This is a genomic window from Pseudomonas linyingensis (assembly GCF_900109175.1).
Classification (GTDB): Bacteria; Pseudomonadota; Gammaproteobacteria; order Pseudomonadales; family Pseudomonadaceae; genus Geopseudomonas; species Geopseudomonas linyingensis.
In genome coordinates, this window is sequence record NZ_FNZE01000011.1 from 1 (window position 1) to 22,073 (window position 22,073).

The window sequence follows — 22,073 nt, forward strand, 5'->3', positions numbered from 1 at the left end:
GCGTGCTTTGCCCTCGGTGCTCTCCCTGGATAAAGCGCTTCATTGGCCGCCCCCACTGATTTCGAATTCATCAAATCACAGCAAGTTCGATGCCAACGTTTTTACACAGTCTGGGCCGATAGCTGCCGTACGAGAGCCGCAGCCATGGTGCGAAAGCAGTCCGATGTGAGCGGCTGCTATTAGCTGGTTCCTGCCTTTCTTGAGTATCTGCTGGTCCGATACCTGCCGCTCATCAGTAGCGGGGCTACAGCCGATGACCGGCTCATATGCTGAAAAAAGCAAGTTGACTTGTCATGGGGGCTACTGCAATCACTCTTGGTTCATCTGATCGAGAAAATCCTGCCTCTCGCGCCAGATCTCCTGAACGAAGGGATCGCTAACGCAGTACAGTCCATGTCCTCGGCGCATGATGATGTTGTCATCAACCAGCTGGTTCACGACGGGTTGGATCTCCTCGATTCGCACCTCGCGCCCCACAACCTTGGAATATTCTGCAGCGGCTTCAGCTGAAAACAGTCCCCGTGTATCGCCTTCGGCAGCCGCAATGCGTCTGAATATGGCCTTTGCGAGACCGCCGAGCTGATCGACTTTCATCAGCTCGATATCGGCAGCCATGGAGCGCAAGGTCGCAGCGATGACCGGCAGCTGTGTGTCTGGATCAGCACCTACCGGCAATCCTGTCAGCAGCTGGCGAAGCGCCTTGATCATTTCTTCTGGTCGGTTACCCAAGGTATTAAAGGCCTGGGTCGCCACGTCAAGAGAAGGCAGCCGGCTTGTTTCCTGCTGTGCCAGCCGCTGCAGCAGGTATTCGACGTAATCCTCCTCCAGCAGAGGGAACGGGATCGAAGCTGCGCCCGCGAAGGCCTGATTGCGGCGTGCAGTCAGTTCGCTGACCAGGGCTCGATGTGAGCCCGTACCTATGAAAATGAAGTGGCCGGAGGTGTCGGGTCGCGGGTTGATGGCATCGCGCGCGGCCTTGAGAGCCAGGAGCAGCTGCTGTCCTTCCTCCGAGGTGATGGCGTGCTGGACTTCGTCAATGATCAGTACGATATCGGTCTTGGCCTTGTCGACCACTTCGGTCAGCGCCTGAGCCAGCGTTGGTCCATCTTCCTTACCGATGCTGTCCACGGTGAAGCCGAACTTGAAGCCTAGCGCCTCGATATCCAAGCCGCCGATTCGCTTGAGCCGATCCAGCAGGGCCGAGGAGGGGGTCTGCAGCTCCTGGAGCGTTTGGCGGATCGCAGCATGCAGCAGCTTGCTCGGGCTAGTCAGCGTATCGCTCCACAGATCGACGTAGATGACCAGGGCGCCTGCCTGCTCCAGGGCGGGGATGAGGTCGTTGCGCAGGAAGGTGGTCTTGCCCGTGCGCCGTAGCCCCGAGATGAACAGCCCAGAGCGCAGGCCCTCGTCGAGTACGCCAGGGTTGAGTAGCTGGCGGGACATCTGAGCGGCCAGCTCGGGGCGTCGGTAGATGCTGCTCATCGTGCTTACCTAAAATTATGAGTTTTCAATAATTATTGATTTTGAATAATAGCGCTTAAGCGCTTGTTGATGCGCGTTCTGCGGCTTTTCATGAGTCAGGCACGTCTGAAGTCGGCCTGGATGACGTTCTCGGCTGGTACTGTTGTAGCGTATTGCCCCCAGTCGGCCATCAGCGCACGGCGTTTCTCGAAGATGTCCCCGCGCCAGTACGCCGCTTCAGCTCCGTCCGCGATCTTGTGGGCCAGCGCCATCTCGCAGACTTCGCGAGGGTAATTGGTGTGTTCACCGGCCCAGTCGCGGAACGTGCTGCGGAATCCATGCATGGTCAGGTCCTCGCGTCCCATCCGACGCAACCCCATCAACATGGCCATGTTCGACAGGTGTTTGCCTTGGCGGGTGCTCGGGAACAGGTAAGGACTGCCCGCAATGCGCGGCAGTCTGTTCAGAACTTCGATTGCGGCATCGGATAGCGGGATACGGTGTTCTTTCCTAGCCTTCATGCGGGCGGCTGGGATCGTCCAGGTGCGTGTTTCCAGATCGATTTCCGCCCAGGTGGCACCCAGTGCTTCTGAGGTGCGGCAAGCGGTCAGAATGGACAGTCGCATGGCCTTGTAGGTCAGCTCCTCATGCTTAGCCAGCTCCCTCATGAATGCCGGCAGCTCCGGCCACGGGAGGGCCGGGTGGTGCTCGATGGCTCGCACCTTGGAGCGTTTCGGCAGCAATTTGTCCAGGTGCCCACGCCAGCGGGCCGGATTCTCGCCGTCGCGCAGGCCGCGTGCCTTGGCGGCGTCCAGCACCAGTTCAATGCGATTGCGCAGCCGATTGGCCGTCTCGGTTTTTTCCGTCCAGACCGGTTGCAGGATCTCTAGGATATGCGCGGTAGTAATCTCGGATGCAGGAAGATGACCGATGATCGGCTCCGCATAGGTGGCCAGGGTGTTCTCCCACTGCTGCGCATGCTTGGCGTTCTTCCAGCCGCTTCGGTGGGCTGCGATATAGGAGGCCGCGATCACCTTGAAGGGAGTCGCTTTGGCGAGCGCCGCCTGCTGTTCCAGACGTTTCGCCTCCCGCTCGCTATCGCGGGCCGCCAATGGGTCCACGCCGGACTTTGAAAGCTTGCGTGCTTCGGCCGCTTTCTCTCGGGCCTCGCTCAGGCTGGTTTCCGGATATTTGCCCAGCCCAATTTTTCGGCTCTTGCCGTCGATCTTGTAGCGGAAGACCCAGCTGGCCCCCGTCCCTCCATCAGCGACCTTCAGATACAGACCTTCACCGTCATTGGTCAGTCCAGCGACGCCGGCCTTGACCAGCTTTTCAGTAGTTTTTGCTGTCAGCTTGCCCAACTCCAAACTCCTCCAGTGCACACTTTTGAGTGTACACCTGAGTGTACACTTTGGCGCTGGATGCTGGAGAGTCTTTGTGGACGCTCGTGGACCAAGATAGGCTGAAAGCCCCGTAAGGTAAGGGGTTTGAAAGACTTCTGGAACTTTCCGTGGATTTTATTTTGGCGGACTACGCTTCCGCCACCCAATTCAGTTGAAAGCCCCGCCAGTCGGGGCTTTTGCGTTTCTGGGCGGTTGGTTTGGGAACGGCCAGTCTCTGATCATTTCCGCAATTTTACCGACCGTTTACGCAACTCATCCTCCGCGAGTGGTAAGCGTCCGGCATCCTAAAGTGCTCGTGGTGGCCGAATAGGACGGTCCGGTTCGGGAGGCTACACTGCTTCAACAGGACAGTCGGCGCACAACCGAGTGGCAGCCTCTGTGGAGAGGTGGAAGGAGAACGCATGAGGACTTCGCTTGTTTTCGCGGTTGTGACCTTGATTGCTTCCGGTCCTGCACTGGCCGATTCGGCCCTGGAGTTGGCGCAGGGCAAAGCTTGTCTTGTCTGTCATTCGGTGGAAGGCATCTCGCAGGCACCGTCCTTCAAGAGCATTGCCAACAAATACCGGGAGCTGCCCAGGGAGGAGAGCAGGCTGGTCAGCACAGTCATGTGGGGGTCACCCACTTACGGTGGCTACCATTGGGGCACCACGAAAATGCCGACACCCGGCGCCCGGGTTCGCATTACCCAATCGGAGGCCGCTCAGCTCGTAGAGTGGATCCTCAGCTTGAAATAGCAGGTGCCGAGCGCTGACGCATGCGCATACGGCGATCCAGGGCGCAATAAGCCCAGCCCCCTCACTCTTCACATTCGACCTCCGTCAGGGACTCGCACAGGGTCACCTCCGCCTGCTTACAGCGCCTGGCGTAGACCCAGCCTGGTTGAAGCGTGCTGCGCAATCTGCGCAAACGAAAGTGCCCCGCCGTCTCTGGCAGTGGCCCTGTTTGTACCTGCGATTCAGTCGCGAGGACGGGCTGATCAGTTCGCTGGCCGGTCCTGTTCGAGCACTATCTGCCCGGCCACCAGCAACCGTGTATGGGCGCTTTCGGAGAGGTCCTGCAGATGCTTGAGTTCTCGCTGGAATGCCTCGATATGGTCCAGCCAGGCACCGAAGGGTTCGGCGCCGATGCTGCGTACCGTGCTGGCCAGCTCCGGTTTGCTCTTGCTCAACGCCAAGAGCATCACACGGCGCCCAAAGGTGAAGCGGTCGTTCGTCTCGATATCCTTGAGCTCGGCCAGCGTGAAGGCGGCCTCGAAGTCGATATCGGCCGGGGGCGGGGCATCCATGCGGTGTTCTCCCTGTCTCGTATTTGTGCACGCAAGGCAGTGTCGGCTTTGAGGATGTCTGCTTGAGCGCTCCTCTTTCATCGGCATGCCATTCAGCAAGGTATTCGGCAAGACACGCGCCAGCAGTTCATGCTGCTTCGCATACTTGCGACAGGGCTTAAATATAGTTGTCGCAGTGCACAATGCGACCTGGGGCTGTGACGTACCGCTCACTTCGCAGTGATTCCCACCATTGCCAGCAGGTTGTGGATGTCGATCGGCTTGATCAGGATGTCGTCGAAGCCGGCGGCCATGATCTCGCAAGTTTCCGCCGGCAAGGCGTGGGCGGTGTAGGCGATGATGCGCAGCTGCGCCAGGGTCGGGTTGCGGCGCAGTTGCTGGCAGACCTCGATGCCGGACATGCCCGGCATCATGATGTCGAGCAGGACGCAATCGAAGTCGTCCTCGCTGGCCATGCGCAGGGCATCCGCGCCGTTGCTGCACTCGCTCACCCGGCAGCCATAGCGCTCCAGCAGGACCCGAGGAAGAGTGCGATTGAACTCGGTGTCGTCGACCAGCAGAACGTTCATCGATTCTCCTGCGGGGATAGCGGCAGGTGCAGGGTGAAGGTGCTGCCTTGGCCCGGTACGGAGTTCAGGCTGATGCTGCCGCCCATGATGGCGGCCAGCTCGCGGGACAGGGCCAGACCCAGGCCGGTGCCGGCGTGCTGGCGGGTCACGAAGACATCCGCCTGGCGGAAGCGTTCGAAGATCAGCCCGTGCTGGCCGGCGGCAATCCCCGGCCCGGAATCCTCCACCGCGAAGCACAGTTCGTCGCCGTGGCGGGAGACGCGCAGTCTGACCTGTCCCGTGGCGGTGAACTTGATCGCGTTGTGCAGCAGGTTGCTCAGTACCTGGAGCAGGCGAGTACGGTCAGAGCGCAGGTTGGCTGGCAGGTCGTCCGGCAGGTCGGCCTCAAGGCTCAGGCCCTTGCTTGTCGCGAAGGCCCGGTGCATGTCGAGGGCATCCTTGATCAGGTTGCGCAGATCCTCCTCGCGGAGGAACAGCTGCATGCGTCCGGCCTCGATGCTGGCCTGGTCGAGGATGTCGTTGAGCAGGTTCAGCAGATGGCGGCTGCTCTTGTGGATGATCCCGGCGAATTCGCGGCTGGTGGCGTCAGCGCCAGTTTCGCGCAGGTATTCGGCATAGCCGACGATGCCGTTGAGCGGTGTGCGCAGTTCGTGCGACATCGAGGCGAGGAATTCCGACTTGAGGCGGTTGGCCGACTCGGCCCTGGCCTGGCTCTGGCGCAGGCGGGCGGAGATGGCGTGTTGGCGGCGCAGCAGGCCGGCGGAGAGTAGGCCGAACAGCAGGATGACCGCCGACATCAGGCCGGCGAACAGGAAGTAGCCATTGCGCCGCTGCAGGTAGTCGGCCATGGCCTCCTCGCGGCCGACGCCGACCACCACCGCCAGCGGCAGGCCGAGCACCTTGCGAAAGCTGAATATCCGCTCGACGCCGTCGACCCGACTGGCGCTGATGTAGTGGCCCTGGCTTTCCTGCTTGAGCAGTTTGAACAGCGGCGAGCCGGAAATGTCCCGGCCGATATTGCCGTTGAGTTCCTCCTCGGTGCTGGAGCGGCGGGCGCGCACGATGCCGTCGAAGCCGACCACGGTGATGATGCCGTCGCGGCCGATTTCCACGTCGTTGTACAGGCTGGTGAAGTAGAAGGGGTCGATGGAGATCACCGCCACACCCCCGAAGCTGCCGTCCGGCTTGTCGATCCGCCGGGTCATCTGGATCGACCACTTGCCGCTGGCGCGGCCGAGCACCGGCTTGCTGACCCACAGTTCGTCGGTGTCGTTGTCCCGATGGATACGGAAATGCTCGCGGTCGGAGAGGTCGATCGGAGTGTGCTGAGGCAGGTTAGACAGGATATAGATGCCGTTTTCGTCGATGATACCCAGCTGGTTGAAGATGTTGCTGATGATCAGGCCGTCGCGGACGAGGGCGCGGATGTCGACCTGCCGACCATGCAGCTCATACTGCTGCTGGAGAAAGCGCAGCGACTGATCGGCGCTGGTGATGGTGCGCGCGGCGTGGGCCTCGAAGGCACGCGCCAGGTTCAGGGTGTCGCGCTTGAGGTCATCCTCGGTGCGGACCTGCTCGCTGCTGGTCTTGAGGATCACGCCGCTCCACAGGGCGGTCACGAGGAGAAGGGTGAGGCCGAGGAGCAGCACATAGGCGAGCCTGCCTTCGCGCCAGCTGCCGCCCGGGTTGAACGCTGGCGGCAGGGGTGGCTGTGCTCTGGTCGTGACCGGCAGCGCCGAGGATGCGGGGTGCGTCACGATCAGGCCTCGCTGGTTTCGAGTTCAGCGGGCTCGGGATGGTCGGCATAGCGGGCGGCGATCGCCCGGAAAGCCTCCTGCAGTTCCAGGAAGGCATCCACCATGTCCGGATCGAAGTGACTGCTCTTGCCGGCGCTGATGATCTTGGTCGCCTCCTCATGGGACATCGGCGCCTTGTAGACGCGGCTGCTGATCAGCGCGTCGTAGACGTCGGCGATGGCCATCAGGCGGGCGGCGATCGGAATCTCGTCGCCGATCAGACCTTGCGGGTAACCGCTGCCGTCCCACTTCTCGTGGTGGCTGAAAGCGATTTCCTTGGCGATGCGCAGGAAGGGGATTTCCCCGCCGGCATGGCGTTCGGCTCGGGCGATGGCCTCGCCTCCCAGGGTGGCATGGGTCTTCATCACATCGAACTCGTACTGATCCAGCCGCCCGGGCTTGAGCAGGATGCTGTCGGGGATGCCGATCTTGCCGATGTCGTGCAGCGGCGCCGACTTGAACAGCAGCTCGATGTGGGTGTCGGTGAGGAAAGAGCGGAAGCGCGGGTGCTGCTGCAGGTGCTGCGCCAGGGTGCGCACATAGTTCTGCGTGCGGCGGATGTGGTTGCCGGTTTCGTTGTCGCGGGTTTCCGCCAGGGACGCCATCATCTCGATGGTCACATCCTGCACCTCGAGCACCTGGCGCATGCGGCGCTGGACCTCCTGCTCGAGGTAGACGCTCTTGTTGCGCAGGAAATCGGCGGAGGCCTTGAGCTTCAGGTGGGTCCTGATCCGGGCAAGCATCACCGGCGGGCTGATCGGTTTGGTGATGTAGTCCACCGCGCCCAGCTCCAGGCCGTGCTGCTCGTCCTCGATACTGGTGCGGGCGGTGAGAAAGATCACCGGAATGTCGCGCAACTGCAGGTCGGCCTTGAGCTGACGGCAGACTTCATAGCCGTCCATGTCCGGCATCATGATGTCGAGCAGGATCAGGTCGGGCTGCTCCTGGCCGGCGGCGATGCGCAGGGCTGCCTGGCCATCGCTGGCGACCTTGATGCGGTACTCGTGCTTGAGCAGGCTGCTGACCAGGATCAGGTTGTCCGGGGTGTCATCGACTACCAGAATGGTCGGTTTCTTGTCTGCGTCCATCGTCATGCGTTTCTCGACCTGGGGGGTTCGGGTTGCTGCAGTGTCATCAGTGTTTGCAGGGTGGCCAGCGCCTTGCCGAATTCGAAGCGCCGGATCGCACCTTCGAGTTGCGGATAATCGTCCGGGAAGGCGGCGCGCAACAACCCTGACTGCTCGTTGAACCAGCTGGCCGCCTCGGCATCGTCCTCGCTCAGCAAGCCCGCCAGTTTATGGCAGATCTGCGCCAGTTGGACGGGGTCCACCGCTACGCTCTGTCGAACGGGGGTGCTGCCGAGAAACTGCTGCAGCGCGGCGAGTAGTGGGCTCAAGCGGGTTTCCAGTTGTGCCAGGGCCTGCTCGATATCTGCCGCGGGCATGGCGTTGCGGATGGCCATTTCCAGCTCGGCGGCGCGGGCCATCACGGTGTTGGCTCCCACGGTGCCCGCCAGCCCCTTCAGGGTATGCGCCAGGCGTTGTGCGGTCGGCGCATCGCCCCGCGCCAGCGCCTGACGAATGTCGCGGGGCGTGTTCTGCTCGCTGAGCACCAGCCGGCCCAACAGCTCGACATACAGGCCTTGATCACCCAGTACCCGCTGCAGCCCTTCACCGGTTTCCAGTTCGGCGATTACCGGCAGGGCGTTTTCCGCTTGCGGGGCAGGCGGCGGCGTCAGCGTGGGCGCGGCGTCTGGCTGGCGTTTGAACCATTGGCGCAGGGTGGCATAGAGCTGCTCGACTTTGAGCGGTTTGGCCAGGAAACCGTTCATGCCCAGTTCGCGGCAGCGCTGGCGATCCTCAGGCATGGCGCTGGCGCTGATGGCGATGATCGGCAACTGGCCGCGTGGGCCCAGCGCGCGGATGGCCAGGGTCGCGCCGCCGCCGTCGAATACCGGCATCTGCATGTCCATCAGCACCAGGTCGTAGTCCTCCTCGCGGACCCGCTCCACGGCCAGTTGCCCGTTCTCGACGACTTCCACTTGCACGCCGACATGCTGCAGAAGCTTGCTGACCAGGCGCTGATTGACTTCATGATCCTCGGCCAGCAGCACCCGACAGCCGCGCAGGTCGAGGCTCGGCAGCAGTTGTTGCAGGTTGCCCGGGGCGACGCGCAGCGGCACGCTGAGCCAGAAGGTGCTGCCCTTGCCGTAGTGACTGTCAACGCCGACCGAGCCACCCATAAGCTCGGCGAGCTTGCGGGCGATAGCCAGGCCGAGGCCGGTGCCGCCGTATTTGCGCGTGCTCGAGGTGTCGGCTTGATGGAAGGCAGTGAACAGGGCGCCTTGCTGCTGCTCGGTCAGACCGATGCCGGTGTCGCGGACGAAGACGTTGAGGGTGAATGCCGTGCCGCCCGACGGCTGGCCGCGCACGCTGACCTCGATCTCGCCCTGGCTGGTGAACTTGATGGCGTTGTCGAGGTAATGACTGAGGATCTGGCCGATGCGCAGGCTGTCGCCCTCCAGTTGCGCGGGCAGGTCGGGCGCGGCGCTGCAGGTCAGTTTCAGGCCATTGGCCCGTGCCCGGTCGGCGAACTGGACGCGCAATGTCTCGAGCAGCTCCTGCACCGAGAAGCTGGTGCGCTGCAGCGCCAGGGTGCCGTTCTCGAGGCGCGAGAAGTCGAGCACGTCATCGATCAGCGTCAACAGGTGCTCGCTGGCATTCTGGAGTTGGCGCAGGTAATCGTGCTGCTGGGTATCCAGGTTCGTCGTGGTGATGAGGTGGCCCATGCCGATGATGGTGTTCAGCGGTGTGCGTATTTCGTGACTCATGTTGGCCAGGAAGTCCGACTTCGCTTTAGCAGTGTGCTCGGCGAGCGTACGGGCTCGCTGCATCTCGAGCTCCGCCTGCTGGCGCGCGCTGATGTCGCGAACGATGACGCACAGGCTGAAGTCGTGGTCGTCGACTGCCGGCAGCCTGGCGAGTCCTGCCTCGACCAGGAACGCCGAGCCGTCCTTGCGCGCACCATCCAGGTGCGTGAAGACCAATCGCTCCGGGCACGCGATGAGCTGGTTGCGCAGCGCCTTGTAGGGGGATTGTGCGTTGCTCGGCGCCAGACTCGTCAGGGGGCGGCCAGTCAGTTCGCCTGGACCGTAGCCGAACAGGCTTTCGGCCTTGGGGTTGGCCAGCAGGATCACTTCCTGTTCGTCGGCAATCAGGATGCCATCGGGGGCCGATTCGATGATGCTGCGGTACCAGGCCTCGGTCTGGCGTAGGCGCTCCTGTCCGGTGCTCAGTTCGCGGGCCTGGCTTTCCAGCTGCTGTGCCTGCGCCCGGATGGCCAGTCCGGCTTGTCGCGCGCCTTCCAGCGCCTGCGCCAGTTCGGCAATCTCCGAACCGGGGGCGCCTTCGTCGAAGCGGAGGCTGCTGCCATCGACGAACAGGCGGCGGGCCTTGGTGGTCATGGAGGCGATGGGGATGATCAGCTTGCGCCGATAGAACAGCTGCAGAGCGCTCAGCACCGCCAGCACATTGCCGACCAGCAGGGTGAGGGCGAGGGTGTCGACCCGCTGCGCCTGGGTTGTCAGTTGCTCGATGCGCTCCTGTAGACGCGTCTTGATCAGGTGCTGCGCCTGATCGAGGGGCGCCCTGATGCCGCCCTTGGCTTGCGTGTAGTCGACGTCGTAGAGCAATGCCAGAGCGCTCTGGCGGTCGCCATCGCGGGCAGCGACAAAGGCACGCCGCTCGACCTCGAGCAGACTGTCGGAGTTCTGCTTGGCCTGTGCGATCAGGGCCAGCTCCTCGGGAAGCGTGCCCAGCGCGTGCAGCTGTTCCAAGGCTTTTTCGCGGGTACGCAGAATGTCCAGTTCGCTCTGGAAGACCTGCCGGTGGCGCTCGTCACCGGTGGCCGCATAGGCGCGTGCCGCGTGAGTCAGCACGTCGCTGCTGTCGCCGAGCAACCGAGTGGCCGCCAGCGACTCGTCGAGCTGGGCGACTACCTGGTCCCGCTTTTGCAGCAAGTGTGAATGCACCAGGGTGGAGGCGAGGCTGATGAGTGGCAGCGTAGCGATCATCAGGGTGATCAGCTTGCTGCTGGTGTCGATGCGCATGGCGGAACTCCGCGGGGCTGCACGAGCGGTACAGGTGCCGAGGGCGCACCGGTTTGTGGCGTCATTATTTGGCCAATTTTATGTGACGCAGTTTGCATAGTTCAACGACAATCCGCGTTGACCCGCAACAAGGTGGCTGGACCGGCGAAGCGCTCTGGCAGCTTGGCCGAGCGTGGGCCATGCTGCTTGTTAAGGAGAGCAGGGCAGGCGAGGGGGAGAAAGTCCTGCCGATGCCAAGTTCTTCATTGACGGGAATATTCTGCTGATGCGTCAGATAGTTGCCGCTTCATGAGCCGTCATTTCGGCAGGATTGGCGCTTCTGTCCTTTGTCGAGCGCATTTGTTAAGGTCCGCGCTGAATTTGAGGCTCAGTCTTGAGTCTATTTGGTGCTATCGAGGTACTGCGTGATCAACGTGCTCGTTGTGGATGACCATGATCTGGTGCGCACTGGCATTCGCCGGATGCTCGCCGATGTGGCTGGAGTCAGCGTGGTGGGCGAGGCCGCTTCGGGCGAAGAGGCCCTGCTGCGCGTGCGCGAACTGCACCCCGATCTGGTGTTGATGGATGTGAAGATGCCCGGCATCGGTGGCCTCGAGGCGACCCGCAAGATCATTCGCAGCCACTCGGACATCAAGGTCATCGCCGTGACTGCCTGCGACGAGGAACCATTTCCCTCGCGGCTGCTGCAGGCGGGGGCGGCCGGCTACTTGACCAAGGGTGCCGGGCTGGAGGAGATGATCAAGGCGATTCGCCAGGTGTTCGCCGGGCAGCGCTACATCAGCGCGGATATCGCCCAGCAACTGGCGCTCAAGCCGTTCCAGCCGCATGGCGACGTCTCGCCCTTCGATCTGCTCTCCGAGCGCGAGATGCAGATCGCGCTGATGATCGCCGAGTGCCAGAAGGTGCAGAGCATCTCTGACAAGCTGTGTCTGTCGCCGAAGACGGTGAACACCTACCGCTACCGCATTTTCGAAAAGCTCGAGATCACCAGTGATGTCGAGCTGGCCATGATGGCCGTGCGCCATCGCATGGTCGATGTCGTCAGCTGAGATGGGCGCCACGTTCGACAGCAGCGATTTTCTCGCCGGGTGCAGTGCCCGCCCCGGCGTCTATCGCATGTTCGACGCCGACGCCCGGCTGCTCTATGTTGGCAAGGCCAGCAACCTGAAGAAGCGCCTGGCCAGCTACTTTCGCAAGAGCGGGCTGGCGCCGAAGACTGCCGCGCTGGTGGCGCGCATCGCGCAGATCGAGATCACCATCACCGCCAACGAGACCGAGGCGCTGCTACTTGAGCAGACGCTGATCAAGGAATGGCGGCCGCCCTACAACATCCTGCTGCGCGACGATAAATCCTACCCCTACGTGTTGCTCAGCAGCGAGGACGAATATCCGCGCCTGGGGATTCATCGCGGGGCGAAGAAGGCCAAGGGCCGCTATTTCGGCCCCTATCCCAGCGGCCTGGCGATTCGCGAGAGCCTCAGCTTGCTGCAGAAGACCTTCCAGGTGCGCCAGTGCGAGGACAGCTACTTCAAGAATCGCACCCGGCCCTGCCTGCAGTACCAGATCAAGCGCTGCAAGGCTCCCTGCGTCGGACTGGTAAGTCCCGAGGAGTATGCCGAGGACGTGCGCCACTCGGCGATGTTCCTCGAGGGGCGCAGCAACCTGTTGGCCGACGAGCTGAGTGCAGCGATGGAAAAGGCCGCCGCCGAACTGGACTTCGAGCGCGCTGCTCAACTGCGTGACCAGATTGCCTTGCTGCGCCGGGTACAGGACCAGCAGAGCATGGAGGGCGGCAGCGGCGACGTCGACGTGGTGGCGGCCATGGTCAGCCCCGGCGGCGCCTGCGTGCACCTGATCAGCGTGCGCGGCGGACGGGTGCTGGGCAGCAAGAACTTCTTTCCCCAGGTGGCGATCGAGGAGGAGCCTGCCGATGTACTGGCCGCCTTCCTGGCGCAGTACTATCTGGGCAGCAGTGAGCGCGACTTGCCCAACGAGTTGATCGTCAACTGCGTGCACGAGGATTTCCCGACCCTGGCTGCGGCGATTGCCGAGGTGCGAGGCCGCGAGCTGGCCATCAGCCATCGGGTGCGCGGCACCCGTGCGCGCTGGCAGCAGCTGGCGGTGACCAACGCCGAGCAGGCACTGCTCGCCCGCCTGGCCAATCGCCAGCATGTTGCGGCGCGGATGGAGGCGCTCGGCGAGGCGCTGGGCATGGACGAGCCACCGCAGCGCCTGGAGTGCTTCGACATCAGTCACTCCAGCGGCGAGGCCACGGTGGCTTCCTGCGTGGTGTTCGGCCCCGAGGGTCCGCTGAAGTCGGACTACCGGCGCTTCAACATCGAGGGCGTCACTGCCGGTGACGACTATGCCGCCATGCACCAGGCGCTGACCCGGCGCTTCCGCCGCCTCAAGGACGGGGAGGGCAAGATGCCCGACATCCTGCTGGTGGATGGTGGCAAGGGCCAGCTGAACATGGCCCGCGAAGTGCTGCAGGATCTGGCGGTGGGCGATCTGCTCCTGCTCGGCGTGGCCAAGGGGGTGACCCGCAAGCCGGGCCTGGAAACCCTCTACCTCAACGACGCCGAGCACGAGTTCACCCTGCCGGGCGACTCGCCGGCACTGCACCTGATCCAGCAGATCCGTGACGAGGCGCACCGTTTCGCCATCACCGGACATCGCGCGCGGCGCGGCAAGGCACGGCGCACCTCGAGCCTGGAGGAGGTGCCGGGTGTAGGCCCCAAGCGCCGGCGCGACCTGCTCAAGCACTTTGGCGGCCTGCAGGAACTGACGCGGGCCAGCGTCGAGGAAATCGCCAAGGCGCCAGGCATCAGCAAAAAGCTTGCGGAGTCGATTTATACCACTCTGCACAGTGAGTAGAATGTCGCAACCCTTTGAATATAAAGCGTGCCGATGAATATCCCGAATCTGCTGACGATCCTGCGCGTGCTGCTCATCCCGGTGTTCATCGGGCTGTTCTATCTGCCATTCAGTTGGAGCTACTGGGCCGCCAGTGGCGTGTTCGCCCTGGCCAGCGCCACCGACTGGCTGGATGGCTACCTGGCCCGCCGCCTGGGGCAGAGCACCCCGTTTGGCGCCTTCCTCGATCCGGTGGCCGACAAGCTGATGGTCGCCGTGGCGCTGGTGCTGCTGGTGGAAGAGCACGGCAACCTGTGGCTGACCCTGCCGGCGATGATCATCATCGGCCGCGAGATCGTCGTCTCCGCTCTGCGCGAGTGGATGGCCGAGCTGGGCGCCCGCGCCCAGGTGGCGGTATCCCAACTGGGCAAGTGGAAGACGGCCGCGCAGATGCTCTCGCTGGTCATCCTGCTCGGCAACCCGCCGCGGATGGACTTCTGGGTCGGCCTCGGCTTCGCCCTGCTCATCATCGCCGCCGGTCTGACCCTGTGGTCGATGGTGCAGTACCTGCGGGCTGCCTGGCCCCATCTCAGCAGTGGTGCAAACGGGAAATAACTTTTTTGAATCAAAGGGTTGACAGTGGTTCGTGATGATATAGAATGGCGCCCGTCACCACGAAGCGGGAATAGCTCAGTTGGTAGAGCACGACCTTGCCAAGGTCGGGGTCGCGAGTTCGAGTCTCGTTTCCCGCTCCAATTTTCATGATGAATGCTGATGTTTGGGTGTTCATTTGAGGCCGGGTGGCAGAGTGGTCATGCAGCGGATTGCAAATCCGTGTACGCCGGTTCGATTCCGACCTCGGCCTCCACTATAGAAAAGCCCTGTAGGTATCTGACCTACAGGGCTTTTTCTTTTCAGACGCATGGAGCAGAGCAACTTGCGAAGGGTGCAACCGACTGTTTATAGTCCGCCCCCGTTACTGGTCAGCGCAGCGCTACCGCCCGAATGGCGAAATCGGTAGACGCAGGAGACTTAAAATCTCTCGGCCGCAAGGTCATGCCGGTTCGAGTCCGGCTTCGGGCACCATTATTCATGCGGGTTTCAGCGTTGCACTGTCTCCCGCACCTTTTCCGCAATTCCTGATCTTTTCCGCAATTCACTTGGTCGGGCTGACTTTCTTGCCCTTCCGGTCGCGGATGTACTGCTCGGTCATCACGACCGTGGTGTGCCCAAGCTGGTCGCGCGCCTGCATGATGTCGCCGCTGGATTCCGCCTTGTCGGTGCCGGCCTTGGCTCGCAGGTCGCGAAACTGGAAGGCGTCCTTGGGGATGCTTGCCGCCTCGCGGGCCTTGTCGAATCTCCCCCTCAGCATGTGCGCCGTCATCGGTCGCCCTTCCTCCGTCACAATCAGCCGCGTTGCGCGGACCTTGTGACCCGCCTTCCTGGCCATGATCCGCTGGATCAGCTCGGCCAATTCCCCCTCAATCGCAATCCGCCGCTTTGCCTTGGTCTTCGACTGAGTGACGAACAGGAAGCCCTCGCGGATGTCGCGCTCATCCATCCTGAGCGTGTCGCCCACCCGCTGGCCGGTGAGATAGGCCAGGTCCATGGCGTCGCGCAGGCCGGCGCAGGCTTTGTCGTGGACCTTTTTGTAGAGGGCGTCCTCAACGTACACGTCACGGCCGTCCTCCCGATACCCTTTCACCCCTGCGCACGGGTTGGCCAGGGCGGTGTAGCCCATCTCCCTGGCGAAGTTCCACACGCTCGACAGCAACGCCTTTTCGCGGTTGGCCGATACCGGCGCTTCCTTTCGCCAACGCAGGTACTGCTTTACGTGCTGGGGCTGGATTGCATCGAGCGGGGCGGGCGGGTCGTTGAAAAATTCCTTCAGCTTGACCATCTGCTGCCGGTTCTTGTGCTGGCTTGCGGTCGCCTTCCCTGGCACGACCTCGACCATATATCTTTCAGCCACATAGCCGAAGGTGATGACACTTTGCTTGAGGTTGTCGGCCGTGCGGTCGCGCTCGAACTCGGCGTATTTCATGATGGCCAGACCGTAGTCTTTGCCGAGCGGGATCTCCCGCCGTGGTGATCCGCCAGCATCGTAGTAGTAGTAAATGACCTTGCCGCGCTTGCGCTCCCGCAACCGGGCAATGGCGCCCGGCTTGCTTGGCCTTCTGCCCATCTCACCCTGCCTTGCGCGGCTGCCATGCCGGCTTTTCGTGCTTTTCTTGAGTGCCAAGGATGGCGGCGCGCGCGACGCATGGCCAGCCGTTGGCCTTGATCGTGTGGCGGATGCCGTTCTTCACGAGGACACGGACTTGCCCGGCCTTGGTGCCGGCGCCGGTCATCTCGCAGACCTCGCGGTGTGACAGGAACAATGGTTCCATGGGGCAATACTCCTCCGCGCCGCCCGCAGCCGGGCGACGGTAGTGATTCGGTTAGGCGGATTACTTCGAGCGCTGATCGTCAGGCGCGCGCCGGAACTGATTGCAGATCACCACAACATCGCAACCATCGCGACGGTGTACTGGCATCTGCTCGAAAGGAAGCTTGCTGCAGTCGGCCGCGGCCTTCGCGCAGGACATACAGCGGCCTCCCTTGGGGTAGTAGTTCATGGTGCGACCTCCATGGCGGCGTCGATGGCTTCATCCTCGTCGTACTCAGGCCTGGCCGGAGGATAGTTGTCGGCCGTCATCGCCTGGCATAACGCCGCCCTCAGGTTTTCGTGGTAGTTCTCTCCCACGACGCGCTCATGCGGTTCCGCCATGTAGTGGCCGACGATCTCAATGCTGATGCTGCTGTCGCCCGCATCAGCGTTCGGGCTGCTGCTGAACCGCACACCCCAGCAATTCACCTCGATGGCGTCGAGTAGATCCTTGTCCTTGCGCAGCTCCTCGACCTCGGCGCGCAGGTCGTCTTCTCTTACGCCGGCCTCTGAGTACCATTCGGCAAGCCTGAGGTTCTCGGCGCGCAAGGCGTCGCGCTCATCAGCCATGTCGCTTATCCATTCGATGGCCAGGATCAGCGGATCATTCGGGCAGAACCCGCCTTTTGCTACGGCTACCGCGCCGATCTTTGCTGCCAGATCGGAGTATCCCTCCTTCCATCTTGCAGCAACTTCCTCCATCTCCCGGCACCGCTGCGCCTGCTCGATCAGGAACTCCAGCGCCGCATCATCGCGGTCTGCCGTCCACCCCAGCGCGCCGGCGGCGGCCTTGATCCTGCCGCTGCGCTCCATGCTGGCCTGCTGCACGGTTTCGAGGTTGCGGCACCGCTGCTGCAGGGCGTCGAAGTCGGAGGCTGAAACAACCACATCCGGCAGGAATAGCGCTGCAGTGGCCGGCATCGTCATCCCAGGGCGCAGGCTGTACCGCTTCACATCGCTCATTCCGCACCTCCCTTGTACCCATTGGCAATCCGGCCGGCGATGCTCCCTAGCCGCTCGCCCATGCCCCACATGTCATTGTTGTCGCGGCGAGACACGACCATGGCGCGCTGGACGTTGCGGCCCATCAGTATCCAGGCGGCCAAGCGGATCAGCGCGGCCTCGAAGCGGCAGCGGATCATGCCTTACCTCCAGCCAGCAGGGCGCGGTCCAGCCGCTCGATCTCAGCCAGGATCAGGGCGCCGGCGCGTACCAGGTTGCTGCGGGCATCCAATGGCTTCCACCACGACTTATCCCATGGCCAGTAGGCCGGCACGCGCCCGCAACCGATGTCGCGCTCATGCGGGTAGCCGCACGATAGGGCGTAGTAGCCAGCGGCAACTGCCAACTGCCCTCTGGTGGCCATGTCGTCATGCCCTGCATCGAAGCCCTCGGCGTCGACTTGCCGGAGGCGCTCGGCGAGCACGTCCCGGGCGGCCCGGATGCCCGGCTGCTCTACGGGCTTAGTGCTACCGCCGCATACATCGCACGGGCGATCCGTTGGCTGCTCCACGCGGCATGCGCGGCATATCCAGGTCAGCTGATCGGCGGCAGGCGGGGCGGCGTGGCCAGCCAGCGCAGCCCTGTCCCTCCATGCCGCCCACAGCTGACGAGTCCGCATCGCGGCGAGATCTACCAGCCCGCCGCGCTCGCTGACCGCCGTATAGGTTCTCCCGTCCCACTCACCGACGACTGCCCAGCAGTGGCCGCGCATCCATGCCTCGAAAAGCAGTCGCTCGGCTTCGGTAGGCTCTGCTCCCGTCGCTCCCATCTGGTGCGCTGCGTGTTCGGTGATCGCCTCCTGCGCTGCCGGTGCCGGCGTGTCGCGGCCAGGCAGTAGGTCATTGAGCTGCTTCGCCACTCGCTCAACGGTCGGCACATCGAGCAGCGCGGCGATTTGCTGGCTGCTCACGCAGCCGAGCAGCACCTCATAGGCCGCTCGGATGATGCGGGCCTCGCGGATCTTGTCACTCATGGTCTGCGCCCTCTTGGGCGATGGGGGAAGGGGCTGCGGCGTTCTTGTCGTGCAGGCGACTGATGCTGCTGACCAGCACAACCCGGCTTTGCGGTGGGCATTCCCACGCCGTAGTGGCATGCCGTTCCAGTTGCTCATGCGTCACGAACAGGAACCCGTCCGGCACGCCCATCGGCGCAGTCCGCAGCCGCTCCAGCTCCGCGCGCTGCTGGCGGATTTGCGCCTGATCCTGCTCGGCGCGCCGACCTTCGGCCTGGCCGATATCCCAGAACTGCCCGAGCCAATGCCCAGTCGGAGGTGGATTGGCGTTCTGGTAGCCGAGCGCCATGGCGCCGACAATGCAGTCGATCAGATCGCGCTTGTAGGCGTTGTCGCCGTCGATGCTCAGGCCTTTTTTCCTTGCCTCGTCCAGCAACTCATCGTTGATGCTCAGTACGGGTGCGGTGGTCATTCTTTCGATTCCTTGGCGATAGCCGGTCTTTTCCGAGATGCTCAGAGGTCTACGCTGAACTGACCATCAGGCAGTTGCAGGTGGAGGGCAGAGCGATGGCAAAAGGCGGCGGTAGTGCCGGTCATTCCGGCGGTGGAAAGGGCGGCAGTGGTGGCGGTGGACGCGGGCCGTCCAGTCATCCGGGGCCAGGAGGGAACTGGCCGAGTACGACGGGGAATAATTCTGGCAGCGGGCGAGGAAATGCACCGCCAAGCAAGGGCGGGAAAGGCTAGGGCGTCACCACCTTAAACTCGACGACCCAGACCCAGGGGTTGGCGGCCCAGGACGTCGAGCCGTTGACCGATGTCCACAGTTCGCGCCATGCGTCGAATGGATCAATCCAGTTGCTTGGGCCAGGCTCGCTCTCGAAGGCGTGGTAGTAGTACTCCCCATCGCCATGGTGGATGCGGTTGATGCCCTCGGCCAGGTAGCGGCTTTCGAACGTCGTTTCACCCTCGCCGTCCTGCAGGCGCTCGACGCGCACGGCGGTGATCTCCAGCAGGATGCGGGATGCTGCGCGCGGCATGTGGATGCTGGGGCGCCACTTCAAGCCGAAGTCCTTGCGCGTCGAGTCGGCATACGACCCTGACGGGCAATCTGCTGCATAGGCGTAACGCTGCAGCGGGCTGGTCGGCGCGGGGCGGTGCTCCACTCCTGTGCCGCGCAGGTCAGTGAACGTCTCCCGCACCCACAGCCTGTCGCCAAGCTGGCCGTAGGGGCAGCGTCCGTGCTCGGCCAGCGCCTGGGCGCACTCCGCCTCGGTCTCGCCGAACACACAGAACCCGTAACGCGGGTGCCGCTGGCCGATCGCGCTCCAGCGCGGGCCTTCTGCTGGTATGGACTTGTCCTCAGTGGGTATCTGTCCATCCTTCACCGGTCGTCGCGTCACCGTCTTCCGGCCTTCGAGGATCGCGCGGACCATCGGGCCGCTGAACAGGATCGGGCGCTCCCGCGGGGCGGGCTGGTTTTCTGTGGGCATGTGAATACCTCGCCGGGGTGGCGTGATTCGTCGAGTTGGTGGTATTGATGGTGGTCCGACCAGGAGCCCGGCCGTTAACCGAGATGAGTAGATGGATGATTTAGTTAAGGAAGTGATTCCGCTGCTGCAGTATTTGATTCCAGGCTTTTTCTCTGCCTGGATCTTCTACACCCTGACAGCGTTCAAAAGGCCTGATACGTTTGGGCAGATCGTCCAGGCGCTGATATTCACCTTCGTCATCCACGGAGCAGTGGTCGCTGTAAAAAAAGGCATGCTGTGGATTGGCACGTGGGGGTGGGTTCTTGGCGTGTGGGATGCAGCGGCGGAGGCCGCTTGGTCAGCTTTTGTCGCAATCGCGCTTGGCCTGCTGGCGTGTTACCTGGCAAACAACGACGGGCTACATGTTTGGCTGAGGGCTAGGGGAATTACAAAGCAGACCTCCTATCCGTCCGAGTGGTTTAGCGCATTCACTAACTACCAGCGCTTTGTTGTCTTGCACTTGGTAGATGAGCGACGGTTGTATGGCTGGCCATCGGTGTGGCCATCCGAGCCGTCGAGCGGGCAGTTCGTTATTCAGGAGCCAAGTTGGCTTAACGACGATGGCACTGAGATTCCGCTTGCGGCGGACTGCCTCACAATCGATGCATCAAGGGTACAGTGGGTCGAATTCTCAGAGAAAACTTGGTAGGTACACATGTCTAGCAAAGCACCAACCCCCATTCCTTCTCCGGTTATCCGTTCTCCGAATGGGGTTCAGATTAACAATGCAAATCCACCTAGCCCAACCGGTGTTAGACCGCGGGCCCCGGCAGCACCTCCACCTCCCAAGAGGCAATAAAAAAGGTGACAAATGGCGGCTGTGGCGTGTCGCGCACGTTATCCATTCGGCTGTCATCCCATCAGGCCGCCATGGCCTGACGCCCCCTCCACGGATCATTCGCTCGCGCGATCGCAGCCATCGGCGGCGGGCTGACGCTGTTGCCGCACATGTGTACCTGCTCGCTCTTGGTGAACCGCCTCCCATCGTGCCCGTGGGTGATGATGTAGTTCGGCGGGAATCCCTGGGCCTGGTACAGCTCGTGCGGTTGCAGCATGCGCAGGCAGATGTCGACGATCAGGTAAGGGTCTCCGCCGATCCAGACGGTGACCAGTGCAAGACGGTCGCGGGTGGTGATGGTGTCGAGTGGCTGCTCGATTTCTCGGGCGTCGCCGTTCCCGTAATAGTTCACCAGGAAAGCGGCGCAGCGCAGGGCGCCGGCCTCGACCTCCGGTGACAGCGTGCACTCGACCACGCCGAACCGGGCAGCGCCGGCCAGTACTGTCGGAAGCGGCTGCTCCGGGTCGATGCTGCTCACGTTCTGGGCCATGGCCGTCAGGTGAGCGGTGACCAGGGCATGATGCTCGGCGCCGGCCGTCAGGGTTGGCACCGGCTCATTCATACCTCGGCCAGCGGCATTCTTCCTCAGTGTCACCATGTTGGCCGTCACCAGCTGCTGCTGGCTGCCGGTGTTGGTCACAGTGGTCATCGGCTCATCCAGCCCCTTGGAGTGAGTGGTGTTGAACCCTCCGTTGGCTTGGGCGAGGAAGGCGGTGGCCACGCCCATGGCATGCGCTGCCCCGGCAGGGCGCTTGCAGTTCCCGCCGCTGGTGATGGTGGGCAGCGGCTGATTCAACGGCAGGCCGCCCTCGTCGAACCGAAACTTCACCAGGTGCGGCGAGGCGAGCGCGAATGACCCGCCGCGTGGCCATGCCGTCACCGTGTTCAGCGGCTGATCGACCGGCAGCACTGCGTCTCGCGACCAGTTGGCGATCGGCACGATGAATGGCTTGGCCTTTTGCAGCACCTCGCGCTGTATGCCCTTGGCGATCCGGCGCATGGTGGCATCGGCCAGCGGCTTCTTGCGGTCGAAGATGCTCTGGCTGTGGATGCTCCAGTCGATGCACTCGGCGGCGGTGCGGTAGGGCTTCTGGCCCTTGGCCGGGATCGCCGCGTGGGTAGGCTCCGGCCAGGCGATGGGCTCACCGTCTCGGCGAGCCACCAGGAATAACCGCTCCCGGCTGGTCGGCGCGCCGTAGTCGCAGGCGCGGAGCACGCGGTGCTCTACGGTGTAGCCGAGGCCTTCGAGCTGCTGCAGGAAGCGGCGCCAGGTGCTGCCCTTGCGCTTGGGATCTGGCACAAGGAACTGCTCGCCGCGCGGCACTCGCTCGCCCGGGGCGGCCACGGTACCGTCCAGGCGCATGACCCGGCCGGTGTTCTTGCAGCGCTTGGCGATCAGCGGGCCCCACTGACGGATCTGCTTCACGTTCTCCAGGCTGATGATCCGCGGCGTGGCGATGCCGGCCCACTTGATCACCACCCACGACAGGTCGCGGATTTCCTTCTTGCGCGGCTGGCCGCCGGCTGCCTGGCTGTGGTGGGTGCAATCAGGCGAGGCGTGGAACCAGCCAACGCGGCGACCGGCCAGCACCTGGACGGGATCTACCTCCCAGACGTCTGTCTGCAGGTGCAGGGTGCCCGGGTGGTTCGCCTCATGCATGCTGATCGCTGCCGGGTTGTGGTTGACGGCGATGTGCACCGGCCGGCCGAGGCCCATCTCCAGGCCTGTTGACGCGCCACCGCCACCGGCGAACAGGTCGACGTTGATCTCTTCATCCTGCTCAAGCAGTGGCAGGGTGTACTGGGTGCGGAAGTTCATCGGAGCTGATTTCAGGGAGGTCATGCG

The 22,073-nt window shown here is 63.1% G+C and carries 21 protein-coding genes and 3 tRNA genes; 8 read left to right on the forward strand and 16 right to left on the reverse strand.

The window, feature by feature from the left end; genetic code table 11:
- Nucleotides 1-309: 309 nt before the first annotated feature.
- Together BMZ19_RS14020 and BMZ19_RS14025 are read right to left on the reverse strand one after the other, a co-directional pair.
- Nucleotides 310-1,482 (reverse strand): AAA family ATPase, encoded by a 1,173-nt coding sequence (locus BMZ19_RS14020; RefSeq protein ID WP_090311919.1) that lies wholly within the window; start codon nt 1,480-1,482, stop codon nt 310-312.
- Nucleotides 1,483-1,577: 95 nt separating this feature from the next.
- Nucleotides 1,578-2,822 (reverse strand): tyrosine-type recombinase/integrase, encoded by a 1,245-nt coding sequence (locus BMZ19_RS14025; RefSeq protein WP_090311921.1) that lies wholly within the window; start codon nt 2,820-2,822, stop codon nt 1,578-1,580.
- Nucleotides 2,823-3,265: 443 nt separating this feature from the next.
- On the opposite strand from BMZ19_RS14025, the gene BMZ19_RS14030 reads away from it, so the two are divergent.
- Nucleotides 3,266-3,598, forward strand: a complete 333-nt coding sequence (locus BMZ19_RS14030) for a c-type cytochrome (protein ID WP_090311923.1) — start codon at nt 3,266-3,268, stop codon at nt 3,596-3,598.
- Between the two features lie 242 nt (nt 3,599-3,840).
- Here BMZ19_RS14030 and BMZ19_RS14035 read toward each other — a convergent pair whose 3' ends face one another.
- From BMZ19_RS14035 to BMZ19_RS14055, 5 genes are all read right to left on the reverse strand, one after another.
- Nucleotides 3,841-4,149: a hypothetical protein gene (locus tag BMZ19_RS14035; protein WP_090311924.1), complete on the reverse strand. Its 309-nt coding sequence runs from the start codon at nt 4,147-4,149 to the stop codon at nt 3,841-3,843.
- Nucleotides 4,150-4,358: 209 nt separating this feature from the next.
- Entirely contained in the window at nt 4,359-4,718 is a 360-nt protein-coding gene (locus BMZ19_RS14040; RefSeq protein ID WP_090311926.1) for a response regulator, read from the reverse strand.
- A complete protein-coding gene (locus BMZ19_RS14045) occupies nt 4,715-6,475 on the reverse strand; it encodes a sensor histidine kinase (protein WP_212633240.1) in 1,761 nt (586 codons plus the stop codon). Before BMZ19_RS14045 ends, BMZ19_RS14040 begins: the two co-directional genes overlap by 4 nt.
- 2 nt (nt 6,476-6,477) lie before the next feature.
- Nucleotides 6,478-7,608 carry a response regulator gene (locus tag BMZ19_RS14050; protein ID WP_090311929.1) on the reverse strand — a complete coding sequence of 377 codons (1,131 nt, stop codon included), beginning with the start codon at nt 7,606-7,608 and terminating at the stop codon, nt 6,478-6,480.
- Complete coding sequence (locus BMZ19_RS14055) at nt 7,605-10,622, reverse strand: ATP-binding protein (RefSeq protein WP_090311932.1); 3,018 nt, start codon at nt 10,620-10,622, stop codon at nt 7,605-7,607. The genes BMZ19_RS14050 and BMZ19_RS14055 overlap by 4 nt, the downstream gene beginning before the upstream one ends.
- A gap of 404 nt (nt 10,623-11,026) precedes the next feature.
- Here BMZ19_RS14055 and gacA point away from each other — a divergent pair, with 404 nt between their 5' ends.
- From gacA to BMZ19_RS14085, 6 genes are all read left to right on the forward strand, one after another.
- Nucleotides 11,027-11,671 (forward strand): response regulator transcription factor GacA, encoded by a 645-nt coding sequence (gacA, locus tag BMZ19_RS14060; RefSeq protein ID WP_090311935.1) that lies wholly within the window; start codon nt 11,027-11,029, stop codon nt 11,669-11,671.
- 1 nt (nt 11,672) lies between these two features.
- Nucleotides 11,673-13,499, forward strand: a complete 1,827-nt coding sequence (gene uvrC / locus BMZ19_RS14065; protein WP_090311937.1) for an excinuclease ABC subunit UvrC — start codon at nt 11,673-11,675, stop codon at nt 13,497-13,499.
- A 33-nt stretch (nt 13,500-13,532) separates the two neighbouring features.
- The gene (pgsA, locus tag BMZ19_RS14070) at nt 13,533-14,093 is read left to right on the forward strand and encodes a CDP-diacylglycerol--glycerol-3-phosphate 3-phosphatidyltransferase (RefSeq protein WP_090311938.1); all 561 of its coding nucleotides are present in this window, start codon (nt 13,533-13,535) and stop codon (nt 14,091-14,093) included.
- 64 nt (nt 14,094-14,157) lie between these two features.
- Nucleotides 14,158-14,233 (forward strand) — tRNA-Gly (locus tag BMZ19_RS14075).
- A 39-nt stretch (nt 14,234-14,272) separates the two neighbouring features.
- A tRNA-Cys gene (locus BMZ19_RS14080) sits at nt 14,273-14,346 on the forward strand.
- A 131-nt stretch (nt 14,347-14,477) separates the two neighbouring features.
- Nucleotides 14,478-14,564: transfer RNA gene (locus tag BMZ19_RS14085), tRNA-Leu, on the forward strand.
- A 70-nt stretch (nt 14,565-14,634) separates the two neighbouring features.
- Here the strand turns inward: BMZ19_RS14085 and BMZ19_RS14090 are convergent.
- From BMZ19_RS14090 to BMZ19_RS14120, 8 genes are all read right to left on the reverse strand, one after another.
- Nucleotides 14,635-15,663, reverse strand: coding sequence for a tyrosine-type recombinase/integrase (locus BMZ19_RS14090; protein WP_090311940.1), 1,029 nt, complete (start codon nt 15,661-15,663; stop codon nt 14,635-14,637).
- 1 nt (nt 15,664) lies between these two features.
- Nucleotides 15,665-15,868, reverse strand: coding sequence for a DUF4224 domain-containing protein (locus BMZ19_RS14095; RefSeq protein ID WP_090311942.1), 204 nt, complete (start codon nt 15,866-15,868; stop codon nt 15,665-15,667).
- 60 nt (nt 15,869-15,928) lie between these two features.
- Entirely contained in the window at nt 15,929-16,096 is a 168-nt protein-coding gene (locus tag BMZ19_RS22425; RefSeq protein ID WP_170847769.1) for a hypothetical protein, read from the reverse strand.
- Nucleotides 16,093-16,869, reverse strand: a complete 777-nt coding sequence (locus BMZ19_RS22430) for a hypothetical protein (RefSeq protein WP_170847770.1) — start codon at nt 16,867-16,869, stop codon at nt 16,093-16,095. Before BMZ19_RS22430 ends, BMZ19_RS22425 begins: the two co-directional genes overlap by 4 nt.
- On the reverse strand, nt 16,866-17,048 hold the full coding sequence (locus BMZ19_RS14105) for a hypothetical protein (RefSeq protein WP_090311944.1): 183 nt from the start codon (nt 17,046-17,048) through the stop codon (nt 16,866-16,868). Before BMZ19_RS14105 ends, BMZ19_RS22430 begins: the two co-directional genes overlap by 4 nt.
- Nucleotides 17,045-17,881, reverse strand: coding sequence for a hypothetical protein (locus tag BMZ19_RS22685; RefSeq protein WP_090311946.1), 837 nt, complete (start codon nt 17,879-17,881; stop codon nt 17,045-17,047). Before BMZ19_RS22685 ends, BMZ19_RS14105 begins: the two co-directional genes overlap by 4 nt.
- Nucleotides 17,874-18,332 (reverse strand): hypothetical protein, encoded by a 459-nt coding sequence (locus BMZ19_RS14115; RefSeq protein WP_090311948.1) that lies wholly within the window; start codon nt 18,330-18,332, stop codon nt 17,874-17,876. Before BMZ19_RS14115 ends, BMZ19_RS22685 begins: the two co-directional genes overlap by 8 nt.
- 268 nt (nt 18,333-18,600) lie before the next feature.
- Nucleotides 18,601-19,350 carry a hypothetical protein gene (locus BMZ19_RS14120; RefSeq protein WP_090311950.1) on the reverse strand — a complete coding sequence of 250 codons (750 nt, stop codon included), beginning with the start codon at nt 19,348-19,350 and terminating at the stop codon, nt 18,601-18,603.
- Nucleotides 19,351-19,441: 91 nt separating this feature from the next.
- Between BMZ19_RS14120 and BMZ19_RS14125 the strand changes: the two genes are divergently transcribed.
- Nucleotides 19,442-20,038 (forward strand): DUF6338 family protein, encoded by a 597-nt coding sequence (locus BMZ19_RS14125; protein ID WP_090311952.1) that lies wholly within the window; start codon nt 19,442-19,444, stop codon nt 20,036-20,038.
- Nucleotides 20,039-20,249: 211 nt separating this feature from the next.
- Here BMZ19_RS14125 and BMZ19_RS14130 read toward each other — a convergent pair whose 3' ends face one another.
- Nucleotides 20,250-22,070 carry a DNA cytosine methyltransferase gene (locus tag BMZ19_RS14130; RefSeq protein ID WP_090311954.1) on the reverse strand — a complete coding sequence of 607 codons (1,821 nt, stop codon included), beginning with the start codon at nt 22,068-22,070 and terminating at the stop codon, nt 20,250-20,252.
- Nucleotides 22,071-22,073 lie beyond the last annotated feature (3 nt).